Origin of the sequence: Pseudarthrobacter sp. J1738 (genome assembly GCF_050490315.1) — a bacterium.
Classification (GTDB): domain Bacteria; phylum Actinomycetota; class Actinomycetes; order Actinomycetales; family Micrococcaceae; genus JBNPEO01.
Map to the genome: position 1 here is coordinate 229583 of NZ_JBNPEO010000002.1, position 16821 is coordinate 246403.

17 protein-coding genes, 2 tRNA genes and 1 other RNA gene are annotated in these 16821 nt (G+C 57.2%); 9 read left to right on the top strand and 11 right to left on the bottom strand.

Annotation, left to right across the window (positions count from 1 at the left end; translation table 11 throughout):
* Positions 1–5 precede the first annotated feature (5 nt).
* Positions 6–497, bottom strand: coding sequence for an acyl-CoA thioesterase (locus ACQR35_RS04685; RefSeq protein ID WP_430268203.1), 492 nt, complete (start codon positions 495–497; stop codon positions 6–8).
* Positions 498–564: 67 nt separating this feature from the next.
* Between ACQR35_RS04685 and ACQR35_RS04690 the strand changes: the two genes are divergently transcribed.
* Complete coding sequence (locus ACQR35_RS04690) at positions 565–1494, top strand: acyl-CoA thioesterase (protein ID WP_430268202.1); 930 nt, start codon at positions 565–567, stop codon at positions 1492–1494.
* A gap of 105 nt (positions 1495–1599) precedes the next feature.
* On the opposite strand, the gene ettA is transcribed toward ACQR35_RS04690, so the two are convergent.
* The 3 genes from ettA to ACQR35_RS04705 form a co-directional block, all read right to left on the bottom strand.
* Positions 1600–3282: an energy-dependent translational throttle protein EttA gene (gene ettA, locus ACQR35_RS04695; RefSeq protein ID WP_430268201.1), complete on the bottom strand. Its 1683-nt coding sequence runs from the start codon at positions 3280–3282 to the stop codon at positions 1600–1602.
* An 84-nt stretch (positions 3283–3366) separates the two neighbouring features.
* Positions 3367–3921: a DUF6993 domain-containing protein gene (locus ACQR35_RS04700; RefSeq protein ID WP_430269365.1), complete on the bottom strand. Its 555-nt coding sequence runs from the start codon at positions 3919–3921 to the stop codon at positions 3367–3369.
* A 121-nt stretch (positions 3922–4042) separates the two neighbouring features.
* Positions 4043–4618, bottom strand: a complete 576-nt coding sequence (locus ACQR35_RS04705; protein WP_430269366.1) for a single-stranded DNA-binding protein — start codon at positions 4616–4618, stop codon at positions 4043–4045.
* A gap of 172 nt (positions 4619–4790) precedes the next feature.
* Between ACQR35_RS04705 and ACQR35_RS04710 the strand changes: the two genes are divergently transcribed.
* A tRNA-Arg gene (locus tag ACQR35_RS04710) sits at positions 4791–4866 on the top strand.
* Between the two features lie 381 nt (positions 4867–5247).
* Here ACQR35_RS04710 and mptB read toward each other — a convergent pair.
* Positions 5248–6801 (bottom strand): polyprenol phosphomannose-dependent alpha 1,6 mannosyltransferase MptB, encoded by a 1554-nt coding sequence (gene mptB / locus ACQR35_RS04715; protein WP_430268198.1) that lies wholly within the window; start codon positions 6799–6801, stop codon positions 5248–5250.
* A gap of 155 nt (positions 6802–6956) precedes the next feature.
* Between mptB and orn the strand changes: the two genes are divergently transcribed.
* The 4 genes from orn to ACQR35_RS04735 all read left to right on the top strand — a co-directional run bounded on the left by orn (position 6957) and on the right by ACQR35_RS04735 (position 9347).
* A complete protein-coding gene (orn, locus tag ACQR35_RS04720; RefSeq protein ID WP_430268197.1) occupies positions 6957–7568 on the top strand; it encodes an oligoribonuclease in 612 nt (203 codons plus the stop codon).
* 130 nt (positions 7569–7698) lie between these two features.
* Positions 7699–7774: transfer RNA gene (locus ACQR35_RS04725), tRNA-His, on the top strand.
* Between the two features lie 92 nt (positions 7775–7866).
* A complete protein-coding gene (gene def / locus ACQR35_RS04730; RefSeq protein ID WP_430269367.1) occupies positions 7867–8439 on the top strand; it encodes a peptide deformylase in 573 nt (190 codons plus the stop codon).
* A gap of 47 nt (positions 8440–8486) precedes the next feature.
* Positions 8487–9347 (top strand): acyltransferase domain-containing protein, encoded by an 861-nt coding sequence (locus ACQR35_RS04735; RefSeq protein ID WP_430269368.1) that lies wholly within the window; start codon positions 8487–8489, stop codon positions 9345–9347.
* Here the strand turns inward: ACQR35_RS04735 and ACQR35_RS04740 are convergent.
* The 4 genes from ACQR35_RS04740 to rnpB form a co-directional block, all read right to left on the bottom strand.
* Entirely contained in the window at positions 9344–10147 is an 804-nt protein-coding gene (locus ACQR35_RS04740) for an HNH endonuclease family protein (RefSeq protein WP_430269369.1), read from the bottom strand. The genes ACQR35_RS04735 and ACQR35_RS04740 overlap by 4 nt on opposite strands.
* Positions 10148–10321: 174 nt before the next feature.
* Positions 10322–10513, bottom strand: a complete 192-nt coding sequence (locus ACQR35_RS04745; RefSeq protein WP_430268193.1) for a hypothetical protein — start codon at positions 10511–10513, stop codon at positions 10322–10324.
* A 76-nt stretch (positions 10514–10589) separates the two neighbouring features.
* Positions 10590–12047, bottom strand: a complete 1458-nt coding sequence (locus ACQR35_RS04750; RefSeq protein ID WP_430269370.1) for a glyceraldehyde-3-phosphate dehydrogenase — start codon at positions 12045–12047, stop codon at positions 10590–10592.
* Between the two features lie 174 nt (positions 12048–12221).
* An RNA gene (gene rnpB / locus ACQR35_RS04755) (RNase P RNA component class A) lies at positions 12222–12610 on the bottom strand.
* A gap of 57 nt (positions 12611–12667) precedes the next feature.
* On the opposite strand from rnpB, the gene ACQR35_RS04760 reads away from it, so the two are divergent.
* Entirely contained in the window at positions 12668–13426 is a 759-nt protein-coding gene (locus ACQR35_RS04760; protein WP_430268191.1) for a YaaA family protein, read from the top strand.
* Between the two features lie 24 nt (positions 13427–13450).
* Here the strand turns inward: ACQR35_RS04760 and ACQR35_RS04765 are convergent, their stop codons facing one another.
* Together ACQR35_RS04765 and ACQR35_RS04770 are read right to left on the bottom strand one after the other, a co-directional pair.
* On the bottom strand, positions 13451–14188 hold the full coding sequence (locus tag ACQR35_RS04765) for a zinc ribbon domain-containing protein (RefSeq protein ID WP_430268190.1): 738 nt from the start codon (positions 14186–14188) through the stop codon (positions 13451–13453).
* 108 nt (positions 14189–14296) lie between these two features.
* The gene (locus tag ACQR35_RS04770) at positions 14297–15160 is read right to left on the bottom strand and encodes a Nif3-like dinuclear metal center hexameric protein (protein WP_430268189.1); all 864 of its coding nucleotides are present in this window, start codon (positions 15158–15160) and stop codon (positions 14297–14299) included.
* Positions 15161–15258: 98 nt separating this feature from the next.
* Here ACQR35_RS04770 and msrA point away from each other — a divergent pair, with 98 nt between their 5' ends.
* Together msrA and cysK are read left to right on the top strand one after the other, a co-directional pair.
* Entirely contained in the window at positions 15259–15783 is a 525-nt protein-coding gene (gene msrA, locus ACQR35_RS04775) for a peptide-methionine (S)-S-oxide reductase MsrA (protein ID WP_430268240.1), read from the top strand.
* Between the two features lie 64 nt (positions 15784–15847).
* Complete coding sequence (cysK, locus tag ACQR35_RS04780) at positions 15848–16783, top strand: cysteine synthase A (protein ID WP_430268188.1); 936 nt, start codon at positions 15848–15850, stop codon at positions 16781–16783.
* The last annotated feature ends 38 nt before the right edge of the window (positions 16784–16821 follow it).

Genomic DNA, 16821 nt, shown 5'->3' on the forward strand with positions numbered 1-16821 from the left:
CGTCATTAGCCGCGGCGGCGCCGGAACGGTACCGGCTCCCCGGACCAAACACCCAGAGCGTGGCGTTGGGCCGGCGTCAAGCGCACCGGCCGGCCGGATTCGCGATTGACCAAAACCATCGACGAACTCGCCAAAGCATAAGTCTTCGACCCATCAGCCTCAGCCACTGAGTAGCCGAATTCAAAACTCGATCCACCCATAGCTGTCACCCAAATATTCACAAAGATTGGCTCGGTGCGAAAGTGCAACGGCAACAGATATTCGATCTCGTGTCGGCCAACAAGCGTGAAGTTCTCCACTCCCACTAAGTCGTCAAAGGTGTCCTCTTCGGCGGCGCCATTACCGGCTGCCTGCCCCAGCGTTTGATGGATGAGCTGAACGCGTGCATCCTCCAAATAGGAGAGGTACGTAACGTTGTTTACGTGCCCATACGAATCAATGTCGCCAAACCGAATTTGGATGGGGAAGCTGAGACCTTGGTGTACTTGATCAGTCATCCATCCATTTTGGCAGTTCGCCGGGCGCTATTTGAGCGGGTTGAACACTGCCGTCTAAAGTCGTTACATGACCGAGCCCATCTCAGCACCACATTCCTCCGCCGCGGACAGTCAAGAACAGCAAACCGAGAAACTGTTGGACTTGCTTTCTCTACGGGGCTTAGAAGGAGCCCGCACGGATGAAGACATCTTTGTTGGGGACACCTACGAGCAGCCACGTGGCCGTGTTTTCGGCGGTCAAGTCCTAGCTCAATCCATTGCTGCTGCCAATGCCACAGTGGACCCTGAACGGCTGGTTCACTCGATGCACGGCTACTTCTTGCGTCCGGGCAACGCTGACCAGCCCATCACCTTTGGCGTTCAGCGTTTGCGCGATGGGCGGTCATTTTCGGCCCGACGTGTGCATGCGTACCAAGAGGGGGTGCCCATTCTCTCCATGATCGCCTCCTTCCAGGTCGAGGACGAGGGTGTGGAGCACCAGTCACAGATGCCTGACGGTGTGCCGGACCCGGAGTCTTTGCCCACGACGGCCGAACTGCTCAGTAAGTTCGATCACCCGGTGGCTCAGCAGTGGTCCTTCGGGCGCCCCTTCGACATTCGCCACGTGGACACACCTCTGTACCTCTCGGGTGGAACTGAGGCTGTGGCCACCAACGCCGTATGGATGAAGACCTTTGGCCCCATGCCAGAGGACCCTGCCCTGCACCAAGCTGCACTGGCCTACGCGAGCGACTACACCCTTCTAGAGCCGATTTTGCGCGCCCATAACCTCAGCTGGATTACGCCAGGAATGAGTGTGGCCAGCTTGGATCACGCCATGTGGTGGCACCGCCCGGTCAAGGTCGACGAATGGTTGTTGTATGTTCAAGAGTCGCCCAGCGCTCAGGGTGCTCGCGGCCTGGCCACCGGAAAAATCTATTCGAGAGACGGTATTCATGTGGCCTCAGTAGCCCAAGAAGGAATGCTGCGTATCCCCGGCCAAGGTGCTAAGGGCTAAGTCAGGCAAAAGAAAAGAGTTCGACGGCGGCACCCTCTTTGGGTGCCGCCGTCGAACTCTTTGATTCGCTTCCCTGGACGGCGTGTCCAGGGCGGCGTTGAGGATCTAGTCGCGAGTCAAGCGACGGTGGGTCACGCGATGCGGACGGGCAGCATCGGCACCCAAACGCTCCACCTTGTTCTCTTCGTAAGACTCGAAGTTACCCTCGAACCAGTACCAGTTGGCCGGGTTCTCTTCAGTGCCTTCGTAAGCCAAGATATGGGTTGCTACTCGGTCCAAGAACCAGCGATCGTGGCTGACCACCACTGCACAGCCGGGAAATTCAAGCAATGCGTTTTCAAGGCTGCTTAGGGTTTCCACGTCGAGGTCGTTAGTGGGCTCATCGAGGAGCAACAAGTTGCCACCCTGTTTGAGTGTCAAAGCCAGATTCAGACGGTTGCGCTCACCACCGGAGAGAACACCTGCCTTCTTCTGCTGGTCCGGGCCCTTGAAGCCGAAGGCGGCCACGTAAGCGCGAGATGGCATTTCTACATTGCCCACCTGGATGAAGTCCAGGCCATCGGATACAACCTCGAACAGTGTTTTGTTCGGGTCAATGCCGCCACGGCTCTGGTCAGCATAAGAAATCTTGACAGAATCACCGATCTTCAGCTCGCCGCCGTCGAGGGGTTCAAGTCCCACGATGGTTTTGAACAGCGTGGACTTACCAACACCGTTGGGGCCAATAACACCAACAATGCCGTTGCGCGGAAGCGTAAAGCTCAAACCGTCAATGAGCGTCCGGTCATCGAAGCCCTTTTGCAGGTTCTTTGCTTCGAGCACCAGGCTGCCCAGGCGCGGTCCCGGCGGGATCTGGATCTCTTCGAAGTCCAGCTTGCGGGTACGGTCTGCCTCTGCAGCCATTTCCTCGTAACGTGCCAGACGTGCCTTGGACTTGGTTTGGCGTCCCTTGGCGTTGGAACGAACCCAGTCGAGTTCGTCGGCCAAGCGGCGTGCCAGCTTGGCATCCTTTTTGCCTTGAACTTCCAAACGAGCGCGCTTCTTCTCCAAGTAGGTGGAGTAGTTGCCCTCGTAGGGGTACAGACGGCCGCGGTCCACTTCACAAATCCACTCAGCAACGTGATCAAGGAAGTAGCGATCGTGAGTGACTGCCAATACGGCGCCCGCGTAGCTGCTCAGGTGCTGCTCGAGCCACAGCACCGACTCGGCATCCAAGTGGTTAGTAGGCTCATCGAGAAGCAACAGGTCCGGCTTCTGCAACAAAAGCTTGCACAGCGCCACACGGCGGCGCTCACCACCGGAAAGGACTGTCACGTCAGCGTCTCCGGGCGGGCAACGCAGAGCATCCATGGCCTGCTCGAGCTGGGAATCGAGGTCCCATGCGTCGGCGGCGTCAATGGCCTCTTGAAGCTTGCCCATCTCGTCCAGCAGAGCATCGTAGTCTGCGTCCGGGTTGGCCATTTCCTCGGAGATCTCGTTGAAGCGCTGGATCTTTCCGTAGATCTCCCCAACGCCTTCCTGGACGTTACCCAGAACGGTCTTCTCTTCGTTCAGCGGCGGTTCCTGCAAGAGGATTCCCACTGAGTAACCGGGGCTGAGCCGGGCCTCTCCGTTGGAAGGAGTGTCCAAGCCGGCCATGATCTTGAGGATGGTCGACTTACCGGCGCCATTAGGCCCAACAACACCGATTTTGGCACCGGGGAAGAAGGACATGTTTACGTCGTCGAGGATTACCTTTTCGCCAACGGCCTTACGGGCCTTGGTCATCGTGTAAATAAATTCCGCCATGGGTACAAATCTAGTGCGTGGCCGGGTGGTTCTCATATTCGGGGCCATATTGAACCCGCGGAATTTACCGAACGGTGGTGGCGTCTAGTGTTGGTCTCCCAGGAAGCACTTGCCGTTGGTTAGCGCCTTGACCACGCTGGTGGTCACCGTCTTGTCCCGAACTTGGACGTACACGCACTGGGAATCGGCTCGGACGGCCGCCGTGAGCGCGTCCGCCGCCAACCCCGTTGGCGTTGTGCTTTGTGAGATCTCTACCGCCGAGGTTGCAATGCCCTGCGCCACAATGGCACTTCGCAAGGCGACAGTGGTGGCTGTGGAATCGGCTTCAGTGGAAGTTATGCCAGCCTTCTGAAGCTTGGTCAACATTGCACTGACGGCTGGCGAATACGTTGTCGCAGTTTTTGGTGAAGCTGAGTTGGGCTGCTGCGCTTTCGCTTGGCCAGAACTTTGGGGACCCGCTATGGCACGGTTTGTGGCGTCCATGCCCGAGTCATCGTTGGACGGAGCCGAGGGAAACACGGAACAGCCAGCCAAGACAACCGCGGCCGCGACGGCTGTGGCTGAGGTACCGATGACCCTCAGCCTGCCCGTGAGGTTCATGGCTGAGCCCACCCTGTGCGGCCGCGAACGTGTGTTCATAATGCTGACATTCTGCCATGCTCCCTCGACTCCACGAGGACTTGCGCTGCCTTCTAATCCCCTTGCGGATCCCGCGAGGTATCCCGGTTGGCTCGGAGATTTGCTACCGGCTGCCTTCCTCTCACGCGCCAGCCATAGCAAGAGTCCTCTTATTCGCTTTGGTGGGAACGGCGTCGTTCTCTGAAGAAGGTTCTGTCCCGTCACCGGACGGATCTGTGCCCCCATCGGTGTCTTCAGGCAACTGCTCATCAAGCAGTTCTCCCCCGTCCCCAACGGTCCCCACGCCTTCAACGTGAACAGGTGCCATACCACCAACCCCTTCAGCCGAAGCAGGCGTAGCACTGCTGTTGCGGACATAGTTTGCAGTGCCCCATGCGAGGTCGTGCCCAATGGCGTCGGCATCAATTTCGGCCTGGTGGTAGAGCTTGCCTTCATGTTCCCACTGCCGGAGTTTGAGTTTGCCGACGACCAGGACGCGGTGGCCCTTTTTGACGCTGCACACCACGTTGCCTGCCAAGTGGCGGTAGGCAGAGATGGTGTACCAATTTGTTGGACCATCCACCCAGACACTGTTTTCCTTGTGGAAGCGCCGCTCCGTGGTGGCAATCCGGAAATTGACCGTTGGTGTGCCACCGGTAGTGGTTCCGGAACGGGGTTCTGTGGCTACAAAGCCGCGGACTGTAATGGTGTCACTCATGAATATCTCTCCTCGTTAGTTGCGCCGAAGTTGGCTCTTCCAGACTGTGGCCAATTCCGTTGGTGCGGGAGAGAAAAGTGACGCTATGTGGACAACTCGCCCAAATTCGTGGGTGTGGAGGAAAAGTGAGAGCGCAGTTGGAAGCCTGCTCGCTGTTAGGATTAATGGCGCTGCCCCAGTAGCTCAGAGGATAGAGCAGCGGCCTTCTAATCCGACGGTCGGGGGTTCGATTCCCTCCTGGGGCACCATGTGATGTAGCGGGACATAGTTCATATATGTCCCGCTCCATCATTCACAGAGAGAAACCCCTGGCTCCGGCCGGGGGTTTTTCTCTTTCACCGCACTGGTTCCCGGGTAGGTTTCCGGTGCACTGGTCTTCCGCGCGTGTGCACCACAGCTCAGTTTTCAGCGTTGACGCCTGCCCATCTAGCCAAAATTGCCCTACTTTCCGGGGGCTGCAGTCTGAGTCCATCGCCAAAGTTGAGCCACCGTGTACGCCGTCCGCACTGGTTTCCGAGTAGGTATCCGGGACGCTGGTTTCCGCGTCCAGTATCTGGGCCACCAAGGCGGCGGTTGCTTGCGAGGATCAACGACAACCGCAATAGCCGGGCGGTTGGGTGAAGCGTGAGTTATTTCGAGACAGGCTGAGGCGAAACCGTTTGAGGTTTGCCAAAGAGGTTCTTGGTGCGCGGGTCAATAAAGATCAAATACAACGCAAAGAGCAGTGCGATAACTGCCGCCGCGTTCCGGGCCAAGGCCAGAGCCAATCCCAAGTCTTCGGTCTGCAAGTACGGGAAAACGTCCAACTGATCCGAGATGGCGTAAACCATAAAAAACGAGACCATAAAGTACAGCGCTTTGACCTGCCAGTCTTGCCGAATGCCCGTGACTGCGAATAGCGGAATCAGCCAGACGACATACCAGGACTGAATCATCGGTGACAAAACCACCACTGCAGCGAACGCCAAGGTCAGGCGGCGCATGAGGCGATCGTGGTCGCCCTTGAAAATCTGCCAACCGATAATGCCCATGGCCACGACTTTGCCAAAGGTGTAAACCCATCCGGCCATGGCCCAACCATCGAGTTTAAAGACGTTGAAGATGGAAGCGACGATGAGGCCCAGCAGACCAATTGGCGCGTACCAAATCCACACACTGCCCGGAGCGCTCAGTCCGTTGATCCAGCCAAAGCCGAATCCGTTGACCTTGCCCATGGCCCACAAAAGTGCCAAGGAGATCCCGGCAGTGAGGAACCAGTACCAAAACTTTCTAGGCCACGAAGCATTCTTCCCGGCCCACAAAAGTCCTAGGAACGGCAAGAAAATAACGGTTATCGGTTTGACCGAGATGGACAGCGTGACTAGCACAATGCCGCGAATGGCGCGCTTGGTGGCGCAGTAGTACAAACCAGCAAGTGCCAGACCTACCATCAGCGCATCGTTGTGAGCGCTGGTGATGAAGTTGGTCAGGAATAAGGGGTTAGCCACGGAAAGCCAAAGCGCCCGGTGAGGGTTTACGCCGTGCAACTGCGCCAACTTGGGAACGTAAATAATGCACAGCACAATGCCAACAAGGGCTACCAGCCGGAAAAGCAAAATGCTCATTTCTGGCTGTACGTGCGTTACCCAAACAACAAACTGTTCGATCCACAAAAACAGCTGGCCGTAAGGTGTTGGGGCCTCGGTCCACATCTTGTCTGCACCAAGTTGGTAATAGTTAGACAGTGTTGAGATCCCGTTTTCGTAAGGATTGAACCCTTCGATCATCAGCCGCCCTTGGCCAATGTAGGCGTAGACGTCGCGGCTGAAGAGTGGAACGCTGACCATCATCGGCGCTCCCCACAGTGCCACCGCTTGCAGGGTGGCCTTTCGGGCTTGGAGGCCCCAGATGTTCACACGCTGTCCCAGCCGGAGCCAAGCACGGACCAACAACATCCCGCCAACTGCCAGCAAGACGATTGAGAGACCCACACCAAAAGCTTCTGTGCGCATCCAAATAAACAGAGGAACGCGTCGCAGTTCAGAGACGGGGGCCAACCAACCGACCCCAATTGAGCCAATCAGTAAAAAGATAGAGCCAATGAAACCGGCAATCAGAGGCGAACGCGCATTGTCCACCTCTGGAATTGGGGTCACCGGAGCATCCACATCCTTGATGGGGGCAGCGGGTACCGGCTTGCTCATCAATCATCTCCAAATGTCTCTACGTGCAGTGTCCAAGCCGAGATGACCTCGGCGCGTCACAGCGCAAGGGGCACATCCCCAGAAGGCAGGCCGGCAGTACGGAGATTTTACCACCGGAGCACCAGCAAACTGGGTCAAACGGTACGCTAAGAAGCGTGCCTATATCTAACGAACGAATCGTCTGGATCGACTGTGAAATGACGGGGCTCAGCCTCGAAAATGACGCATTGATCGAAGTTGCTGCCCTAGTTACCGACTCTGAACTCAATATCCTCGGCGAGGGTGTGGACGTTGTTATCAAGCCGGATGATGCGTCCTTGGCTCAGATGAACGACTTTGTCCGGAACATGCATACCCAATCAAAGCTCCTCGACGAGCTGCCCCAGGGTAAAACCATGGCTGAGGCGGAAGCCGAAATCATGGAGTACATCGAACGCTGGGTGCCCGAACCGGGGAAAGCCCCACTGGGTGGAAACTCAGTTGGTACTGACCGAACCTTCTTGGCCCGTGACATGCCAGCCGTCGTCGAGCACTTGCACTACCGCGTGATTGACGTCAGCACCATCAAAGAACTCTCTCGCCGCTGGTTTGCTCGCGCATATTTCCAGTCCCCTGCTAAGAGTGGTGGTCACCGCGCCCTGGGTGACATACGCGATTCCATCAACGAACTTCGCTACTACCGCGAAGCTGTTTTTGTACCCCAGCCAGGGCCGGATACGGCCACGGCAAAGGCCATTTCCCAGAAAATCTCAGACACAGCAGAGTAATTTGAACCACAATTGCAGGAATTTTTGGCCTAAAACGCCAAAGTGGCACTTAGCACCCCTGTACAGCAGGTAAGCTATTTGTCGTTGCCTTTTCGGCCCCGTCTCGATGGGGATGAAGTTGAGGCACATGGTGGGCGTAGCTCAGTTGGCAGAGCGCCTGGTTGTGGTCCAGGAGGTCGCGGGTTCGACCCCCGTCGCTCACCCCACGGGAATCTAACAGTTCCCCCGAAGGCCGCACTGGAATTCCAGTGCGGCCTTCGTTGTTCCCGTTCGCACTAGCACCGAGGATTCAACGGAAATGACAGTCCAGCCAGTCACCATTTGGGGCGAGCCAGTTCTGCACCGCCGGGCGGCAGAGGTCAACGAGTTCAACGACGAACTGCGCACCATCATCGCCGATATGTTTGAAACCAACGACGCCGCGAACGGCGTTGGGCTCGCAGCACCGCAGATTGGTGTGGGTTTGCGCATCTTCGTCTACGACTACGAAAACGACGACGACGTCCCCGCTCGCGGTGTGGTGGTTAACCCAGTTCTGACCACGTCAAAAGTCTCCGGCGCAGCTCCGGACCCGGACGACGAAGTTGAAGGCTGTTTGTCCTTCCCCGGCGAGCACTATCCACTCAAGCGGGCCGAATGGGTTCGAGTGACGGGCTTCGACGGTGACGGCAATCCGGTGAATTTTGAGGCCACCGGTTGGTTTGCTCGCGTTATGCAGCATGAATATGACCACCTGGACGGCTATCTTTACGTCAACAAGCTCAACGATCGCTACGCGAAAAAAGCGATGCGTCACGCTAAAAAGGCTGGTTGGGGTGTGCCCGGTCTGACCTGGATGCCGGGTGTTGACGAAGATCCCTTCGGTCACTAGGCAGCCGTGCAACCTTCGGCGGGGCGCTGCTGCTCTAGGCTGATGGAATGATCGAACGCCAGGAGCTTTTTGACCTGCTCGCCATCCGCCCCGAGGATCAGAGCGGATGCAACACTTTGTTGAACGCGTCACCGTCTCGTGGCACGCTCGTTGCCTTGGCAACCTTGCGTTCACGCCTAGGGTCCTTCGCTAGGGGCGGCGCGGAAGTTTTCCTCAGGGAGGGTTCCCCGAGAGGGCTAGCCCCCAGTGAGAGCGACTGGACATCTGCGTTGTTGCTTTTTGCCCCAGAGCTTTTGGACCATCATGCCGCGCTTGGTATTCCGCAAGAGATTTCCCAAGCAACAGTGGCAGATCTTGGTTTGAACTTGGCGATCAACCGACGCGTTCACGGGCGCTTTGGGCTCGAGACTTGGTCATGGCTAACGCTGCACGCAGCGGGGAATCTGTTCCGTGTAGGGCGTTTGCAATACCACCTAGTCCCCAGCGAGGCGCCGCCAACAGCCGGCAAACCAACCCGAGCGTGGGAACTAGGCATTCACATCCCAGAGGACGGAAGCCTCTCCCCTGCAGCTGTGGATGCCAGCTTGGAGCAAGCCGTTGAATTCTTCGTGCGGTATTTTCCTGACAAAACCGTGACGCAAGGGCGTTGTGTCTCTTGGCTATTGGACCCCGAACTCGCGAAGCGACTCCCGGGGAGCAATATTGCCAAGTTCGCTCAGCGCTTCACCCTCGAGCGCTTGGACGGTGACTCGCGTGACGCCGTGTACTTCACGTTCCGTCAACGTGGCCTCGACGGACTCGAGCGGTTGCCGCGAGACACCGCCTTGCAACGTGCCGTCCTTGACCACTTGAACGACGGCGGCTCTTGGCAAGTGGGCCACGGATACTTGGATCTTGTGGCTGGTTAGGGATGCACCGTTCGTTGCGCTGGGCACTTGTTGAGGACAGCCGCCATGGCATCGTGCTCAGCAGGAGTAACCCACAAGTGATAGGCGAACTTCACTGAGATTTGCCGTGCAACGTAATGGCAGCGAAATCGCTTATTGGATGGGAGCCACGAGGCAGCATCGGAGGCGCTTTTCTCCTGGTTGGCCGGACCATCTACGGCAATAAGGTTCACCGGGTCATTGGCTAAGGAAGCGCGCTGTCCGGGAGTCAACAATTGCGCACCGGTTTGCCACGCATCGGATAGGGCAACCACATGGTCAATTTGCACACTCTTACTGCTCTGACTGCCTCGTTCAAAGAGGATGGTTGTGCCCGTGTAGGGATCACTCAGTAGGCCCGATGCCACTTGACACTTGGATGTGAGCGAGCTCTTGGTGAAGCTGACATTCAAAAAGTCCCGGCGGAGTACGTCATTGCGCGTGTCACAACCGTTGCGGTCCACATCCAGCCAGGCTTGACCAAAATTCTCCCGGTTATAGCCAGTACTCGGCGCACGTCCTTTAACCTCTAAGAGCGCCAAAACTTCCGTAGCCGAAGCGTCCTGAATAGCTCGCGGTGGAGTCACTTCTTTCATAAACGCTGCGTCGCGCACAGGTGCTGTTTCCGGCCCCGTGGATTGCGCATCAGCAACGGCGAATTGGCCGGCAACAAAGAACCAAATGATCGTGCCCATCAATACCGCAGCAAAAACTGACACCGCTATGGCAGCGAACAATGACCTCCGCTGGCGTCTGCGGTAGGTTCTCCAATTAAGTGACACTCTGGCTCCCGAAAAATCAACGAACGATTCGCTGAAGAACTAGAGCCTACGCGGGTGCTCAGACAGACTGACTTTTATCCACAGTGTTGCCAGCAAAAGCTGGTGAGGAGTAGTCGATGTGGAGGACAAGTCATGAACAACGAGTCCCCCACATCGAGCTAACTTAACTAGAGGCTAGTTTTCTTTTTGAACCCGCTCTAGGTCAGTCTTAGCGGTAGCCAAAAGCTCTTCCAACTGGCTGACACGTTCGGGGCTCACGTGACCATCGGCCACACCAGCTTTAGCCTCCGCCAACAGGCGCAAAGCTTCTTTGTGGTTGCTCTGCGCAACGTCGAGTGCATGTTCCAAAGTTGTTTCGTGTTCCATATCTCCATGGTGCTCACTTTTGGTCACAAACACCACAGCCACACGGGCCAATTCTCATCTTTCATGAATCGGCCAGCTACACCACTGGATACGCTGGCGGGTTCACGCCTGCCATTTCCTCCATCACACGAACAACCTGGCAGCTGTAACCAAACTCGTTGTCGTACCAAACGTAGAGGACAAGGTTGTTCTCGGTGGAAATGGTTGCAAGACCATCAACAATTCCTGTCCGGCGCGATCCCACAAAGTCAGTGGAAACTACCTCGGGGGAATCGATGTAGTCGATCTGTTTACGCAACGGCGAGTGCAAGGACATGATCCGGAGGTAGTCGTTGACTTCTTCCTTGGTGGTGGCCTTTTCCAAGGTGAGGTTCAGGATTGCCATAGAAACGTCTGGTGTGGGTACGCGGATGGAGTTACCGGTCAATTTACCCACAAGTTCCGGGAGGGCCTTGGCAACGGCCTTCGCCGCACCCGTCTCGGTGATAACCATGTTCAACGCCGCTGAGCGTCCTCGACGGTCTCCCTTGTGGAAGTTGTCAATCAGGTTCTGATCATTCGTAAAAGAGTGCACTGTTTCAACGTGCCCGTGGACCACTCCATAACGATCGTTAATGGCTTTAAGCACAGGGGTGATCGCGTTGGTGGTGCATGAGGCAGCAGTGATGATCCGGTCTGAATCGGCAATGCTGCCGTGGTTGATGCCGTGGACAATATTCTTCAGCTCGCCCTTACCGGGCGCCGTGAGAAGTACCCGTGCCACACCCTTGCTCTGCAAGTGCTGAGAGAGTCCCTCAGCATCGCGCCAGCGGCCGGTATTATCCACCACAAGCGCGTCATGGATGCCGTAGGCGGTGTAGTCGACGGCGGCTGGGTTATCGGCGTAAATCACCTGAATGCCCACACCGTTAGCGGTGATGGTATTTGCTTCTTCGTCCACTTGGATGGTGCCTTCAAAAGACCCATGGACTGAATCACGGCGCAGCAAACTGGCACGCTTGGACAGGTCATTCTCGGCACCGCGGCGGACCACTACGGCACGCAAACGAAGCCCATGACCCCCACCAGCCTTTTCAATCAACAGACGTGCCAGCAAGCGGCCAATGCGTCCAAAGCCATAGAGCACAACGTCGGTGCTGGTGCGCTTGTCTGCGCCACGCTGGCCAACTACTTCAGCCAGTTCTGCTTTCAGAAAATCTTCAAGGGAACGGCCCGCCCCGTCAGTGTGGAACTTCTCGTTGAGCCGTGCAATATCAATGGCGGCAGCGCCCAGATCCAAGCTGTCCAGAGTTTGCAGCAGTGGCAGTGTTTCCTCAAGCGGAAGCTCGGCTTGGCTCATGCGGCGAGCGAAGCGGTGCGCCTTGAGGATGTTCATTGTGGACTTGTTAATGAGGCTACGACCGTGGATGCTGGTCACCACATTGTTGTCCCGGTATAGGCGGCCAATCACCGGGATCATGGCCTCGGCGAGGGCTTCGCGGCCCTTCCATTGCTCGAACGAATCAGACGTCTGGGTCACAGAACAACCTTTCATACGGGTACGTCGTCGTACCCACTTTCTTGCCGCGAGCGCCGTCGGGCATCAAAAAACCGCCGGCTGCGAACGCAGACCCGGCGGGAGAACATCTACGTTCATTACCATCCTAGGGTGGCTTACGGAGGCCCCACGACACCTGGCGGGTGACTTCACTCACACACGGCTGGTGGTTGGATGGGTTGGCCTATGAGCCGGGTTCTGTCATCCGGCGCAGTTTCCCGCACCAGAGTAGCGATCATCCATCTAGGACCGTTGTTACCAACGGCCTCGAGCAGCCTACCCAAACGCTCGGGCGAGCAGCCCTCAAACGCGTTCTGTCTGGCCTTGCTCCGAGTGGGGTTTACCTAGCCTTCCCGGTCACCCGGGAAGCTGGTGGTCTCTTACACCACCGTTTCACCCTTACCTCCAGTGCTGTGAACAGCACGGCGGCGGTCTATTTTCTGTGGCACTAGCCTGCGGGTTTCCCCGAGTGGGCGTTACCCACCACTCTGCTCTGCGGAGCCCGGACTTTCCTCGGCGCTTGTTCTAGGAACAAACAACGCGATCGCCCAGCCAACCCATCCGCGAACCAGTCTAGTGCCCACCACGGTGCGGACCTGCACGGTTAGGATCTAACGGTGCTGATTTTGCTTCCACCCTCAGAAGGTAAAACCCCGCCAGTCTCCGGCGAACCCGTCCAATGGGATGAATTGGGGTTCCCTGACCTCAACCCGGACCGCGCGCACGTACTTGACGCTCTGGGAACGGTGAGTGCACATGAGGATGCGCTAGCGCTTCTCGGCGTGGGAGCTTCCTTGGTGTCCGACGTCGACCGAAACACCCGCTTGCACCGGGAGCCGGCCGCCCCGGCCCACCAGATTTATTCTGGCGTTTTGTACGATGCCTTGGGTTACGCCCGGATGACTCCGGTACAAAAACGACGCGCGGATGAGACAGTGCTGGTCATTTCCGCTTTGTGGGGTGCTTTGCGTTTCACCGATGCGGTACCTGCCTACCGTTTGTCCATGGGCACGGCGCTGCCAGGCTTGGGCAGGATGTCCAGTTTTTGGAAACCACGGCTGAGCGCGGTACTTCAGGATTTGCCGGGGGCCGGGTTGATGGTGGATTGCCGTTCGAGTAGTTACACCGCGGCGTGGCCAGCACCACCGGCGCGTACCGTCGTCGTTAATGTATTCACCGAAGCAGCAGGCAAACGAACGGTAGTCAGTCACTCGGCTAAACACACTCGCGGTGAGTTGGCCAGGCACTTGCTAACGCGCCGTGGCTCTGCCCCCGAAACCCCCAAATCGCTCTTGAAGGCTGCGTCTACTCGGTGGCGCTGTGAGCTGCTTGAGGGTTCAGAACGCAAACCTCACGCGTTGAACATCATCCTCTAACTCCGTTATATTTCGACGGCTGGTCTAGTTCCATTCAGCGGAGCGGACCAGAACGCAACCGGAGTCAGGGCAGAAAACTACCTCGTCTTCGGGAGCGTTTTTGATCTCGGCCAAGTCGCCGGGGCTCAATTGCATACCCGAACCTTCTGAGCGGCCGTGGAACAAGCGGGCAGCGCCTACACCTCGCTTGGCGAGTGTCTTCTCATAAATAGCCAGAAGTGCCGGTTCAACAGTGGCTGCGAATTCTTCCCGGCTGGAGGTGACAGTTGCCCGCTCAGTGGAGATAGCGGCCAACTGTCCGTCCACGTCAGCGCGGATTCCGGTCAGCGATTCGGTGATCTGATCAACGATCTGCTGCTGTGCTTCTTGTTTTTCTTTGAGCCCTTCAAGGCGCTCCATTACTTCTAGCTCAACGTCTTCAAGGTCCGAGCGGCGGCGGTTCAAGGAGGCGATGTCCGTTTGAAGCGCCATCAGGTCTTTGGACAATCCGGTGCCGCTATTGAGCTTGGCTTCGTCGCGAGAAATACGAGTAGCCACAAGTTCAACATCGGCTTCAGCCTTTTTGAGCTCAACGCTGGCGTCGTGAACGGCAGTTGCGGCGGCGGTCTGCTCGCTTCGGGCTACAGACAACGCAGAATTCAGATCAACCAGCCGGGGGTCTGCTTCTAGTGTGCGGCGTTGGTTCTCCAATGACTTGAGCCGGGCGTCAAAGCCCTGAAGTTCAAGTAGTTTCAACTGTTCTGCTGCGGGTGCCTTGGCCACACTTACCTCCTATTAACGCCGAGTAGGTCCTCGTACGCTGTATCGACTCTAGCGCCTGAGCTGCCCAGCTGCTGCGCTCTGCTAGGGCGGTTCCCGCACCTGCTCGGTTTAGCCCGGCGTCAGAATGAAGTCCCACGGATCGCTATTGGTGGTGCTGACTTCAATTTCAACGTTGTGGCCCTGATCGGTTAATACGTTTTCGAGCGCCTGAGCCGCCACCGGAAGCCACAGCCATTCTGAGGCAAAGTGCGAGACGTCAATCAGGTACGGCCGATCATTGGTGGCGTTCTCGCGGGCCTCGGACGCGGGGTGGTGACGCAAGTCCGCTGTGATGTAAACATCGGCACCTGAGGCGGTAACGGCGTCGAACAGGCTGTCTCCAGCACCACCGCACAAGGCGACGCGGCGAATCAGCCCGTCCCGGTCCCCGGCCACACGAACACCGCCTGCCACGGCCGGCAGCAGCCCATAAACCTTTGCAGCAAAATCGCCCAAACTCATGAGGTCCTCAAGGTCCCCCACCCGGCCAATACCTTCTTCGGGGAGTCCTTGGGTCGCTGCGCTGAGCGGTTCCACGTCTTGGAGGCCAAGCGCATCCGCCAGAACATCGGAAACACCTCCGACGGCGGCATCACCGTTGGTGTGGACCGTCAGTAGAGCCGTTCCAGACTCAATCAAGCGGTGCACGGCACGGCCCTTGGCGCTGACGGCAGCCACCGAATTCACGCCTTTAAGTAAGAGCGGGTGGTGAGTGATCAGTAGGTCAGCGCCAGCCGCGATGGCGTCTTCGATCACAGCAGAGGTGGGGTCAACGGCGAAGCAAATCTTTTTAATTTCTTGGCCCGGGTGTCCCGATACCAGCCCTACTTTGTCCCACGACTCGGCCAGAGATTCGGGCCATAGCTCTTCAACGGCCAAGAGGATTTCGCCGAGCGTTGTAACGCGCTCTGGGTCCTGGGTCACAGATTCCATAGCCTTATTTCTACAGTATTTTCCCAGTTCCGCAGCATTTCTCAGTGGCTTTGGGGGCGCTGGGGAATCTTCTGGGCCCTCTAACCATTAAGAAGACCATGGAGACTTTTGTTTTGGCTGGTGGCTGCTTTTGGTGCCTAGACGCCGTGTATCAAAAAACGGTAGGCGTGCAATCGGTAATTTCGGCGTATACGGGCGGCGCCATGGAGAATCCTGACTACTACAGCGTGTGTTCTGGGACCACTGGTCATGCCGAAGTAGTGGCTGTGACTTTTGATCCCGAACAGGTTCCTGAGGACGTCATTTTGGACATGTTTTTTGCCCTGCATGACCCCACTACTTTGAATCGCCAGGGCTATGACGTAGGCACCCAGTACCGGTCCGCCATGTTTTATAGCTCCCCCGAGCAGCGAGAGCTTTTTGCCGCGGCGATTAACCGAAACCAAGCCCTGTGGTCAGCGCCAATCGTCACTGAGTTGACCCCGCTGGGCGTGGTGTACGAAGCCGAGGCAATCCACCAGGACTACTTCGCAAAATTCCCCGAGCAGGGCTATTGCCAAGTGATCATTAACCCCAAGCTCGCCAAGGCTCGGAAATATTACTCTGCATGGCTCCGGGCTTAGCACTCACCAGCCAGCATCGCTAAGCTGACCCCAGTATTTCTACCGAAGAGATAGGCAAAGATTCATGGCACGGATTTACGACGACGTCACTCAGCTGATCGGCGGCACTCCCCTCGTGCGCCTGAACCGCCTCACCGAAGGCCTCGAGGCCACCGTTGCGGTCAAGCTTGAGTTCTACAACCCGGCGAACAGCGTTAAGGACCGTATTGGTGTGGCGATTGTTGATGCCGCCGAGAAGTCCGGCGCGCTCAAGCCCGGCGGAACCATTGTTGAAGGAACTTCCGGTAACACCGGTATTGCTTTGGCTCTTGTTGGTGCTGCTCGCGGTTACAAGGTTGTCCTGACCATGCCTGAGACCATGTCCACCGAGCGTCGCGTTATGCTGCGTGCCTATGGTGCTGAGATTGTCTTGACCCCCGGTTCCGAAGGTATGCGCGGCGCCGTTGAGAAGGCTCAGGAGATTGTGGCCAACACGGAGAACTCCGTTTGGGCTCAGCAGTTCGCCAACCAGGCCAACCCTGAGATTCACCGCACCACCACCGCCGAGGAAATCTGGGCTGACACTGACGGTGCCGTTGACATCTTTGTTGGTGGCGTTGGCACCGGCGGAACCATCACCGGTGTGGGCCAGGTCCTCAAAGAACGCAAGCCCAGCGTGCAGATCGTTGCCGTTGAGCCGAAGGACTCCCCCATCTTGAACGGCGGATCCCCGGGTCCCCACAAGATTCAGGGTTTGGGCGCTAACTTCATCCCCGAGGTTCTGGACACTAACGTCTATGACGAAGTTCTTGACGCAACCATTGAAGACTCCGTGGCTACAGCCCGTGCCTTGGGAACTCAGGAAGGTATCCTCGGCGGTATCTCTTCTGGCGCGGCAGTTTGGGGCGCTTTGGAGCTTGCTAAGCGCCCGGAAAACAAGGGCAAACTGATTGTTGCAGTGGTTCCAGACTTCGGCGAACGCTACATTTCAACAGTCTTGTTCGACGACATCCGAGGCTAAATATTTAGCACTGCAAGACTCCTCTGCTGTAGAAAGGT

Coding starts and splice junctions, on each gene's coding strand:
- ACQR35_RS04685 (WP_430268203.1), bottom strand. CDS start 497: ATGACTGATCAAGTACACCAAGGTCTCAGCTTCCCCATCCAAATTCGG.
- ACQR35_RS04690 (WP_430268202.1), top strand. CDS start 565: ATGACCGAGCCCATCTCAGCACCACATTCCTCCGCCGCGGACAGTCAA.
- ettA (WP_430268201.1), bottom strand. CDS start 3,282: ATGGCGGAATTTATTTACACGATGACCAAGGCCCGTAAGGCCGTTGGC.
- ACQR35_RS04700 (WP_430269365.1), bottom strand. CDS start 3,921: ATGAACACACGTTCGCGGCCGCACAGGGTGGGCTCAGCCATGAACCTC.
- ACQR35_RS04705 (WP_430269366.1), bottom strand. CDS start 4,618: ATGAGTGACACCATTACAGTCCGCGGCTTTGTAGCCACAGAACCCCGT.
- mptB (WP_430268198.1), bottom strand. CDS start 6,801: ATGAGCAAGCCGGTACCCGCTGCCCCCATCAAGGATGTGGATGCTCCG.
- def (WP_430269367.1), top strand. CDS start 7,867: ATGACAGTCCAGCCAGTCACCATTTGGGGCGAGCCAGTTCTGCACCGC.
- ACQR35_RS04735 (WP_430269368.1), top strand. CDS start 8,487: ATGATCGAACGCCAGGAGCTTTTTGACCTGCTCGCCATCCGCCCCGAG.
- ACQR35_RS04745 (WP_430268193.1), bottom strand. CDS start 10,513: ATGGAACACGAAACAACTTTGGAACATGCACTCGACGTTGCGCAGAGC.
- ACQR35_RS04750 (WP_430269370.1), bottom strand. CDS start 12,047: ATGAAAGGTTGTTCTGTGACCCAGACGTCTGATTCGTTCGAGCAATGG.
- ACQR35_RS04770 (WP_430268189.1), bottom strand. CDS start 15,160: ATGGAATCTGTGACCCAGGACCCAGAGCGCGTTACAACGCTCGGCGAA.
- msrA (WP_430268240.1), top strand. CDS start 15,259: ATGGAGACTTTTGTTTTGGCTGGTGGCTGCTTTTGGTGCCTAGACGCC.
- cysK (WP_430268188.1), top strand. CDS start 15,848: ATGGCACGGATTTACGACGACGTCACTCAGCTGATCGGCGGCACTCCC.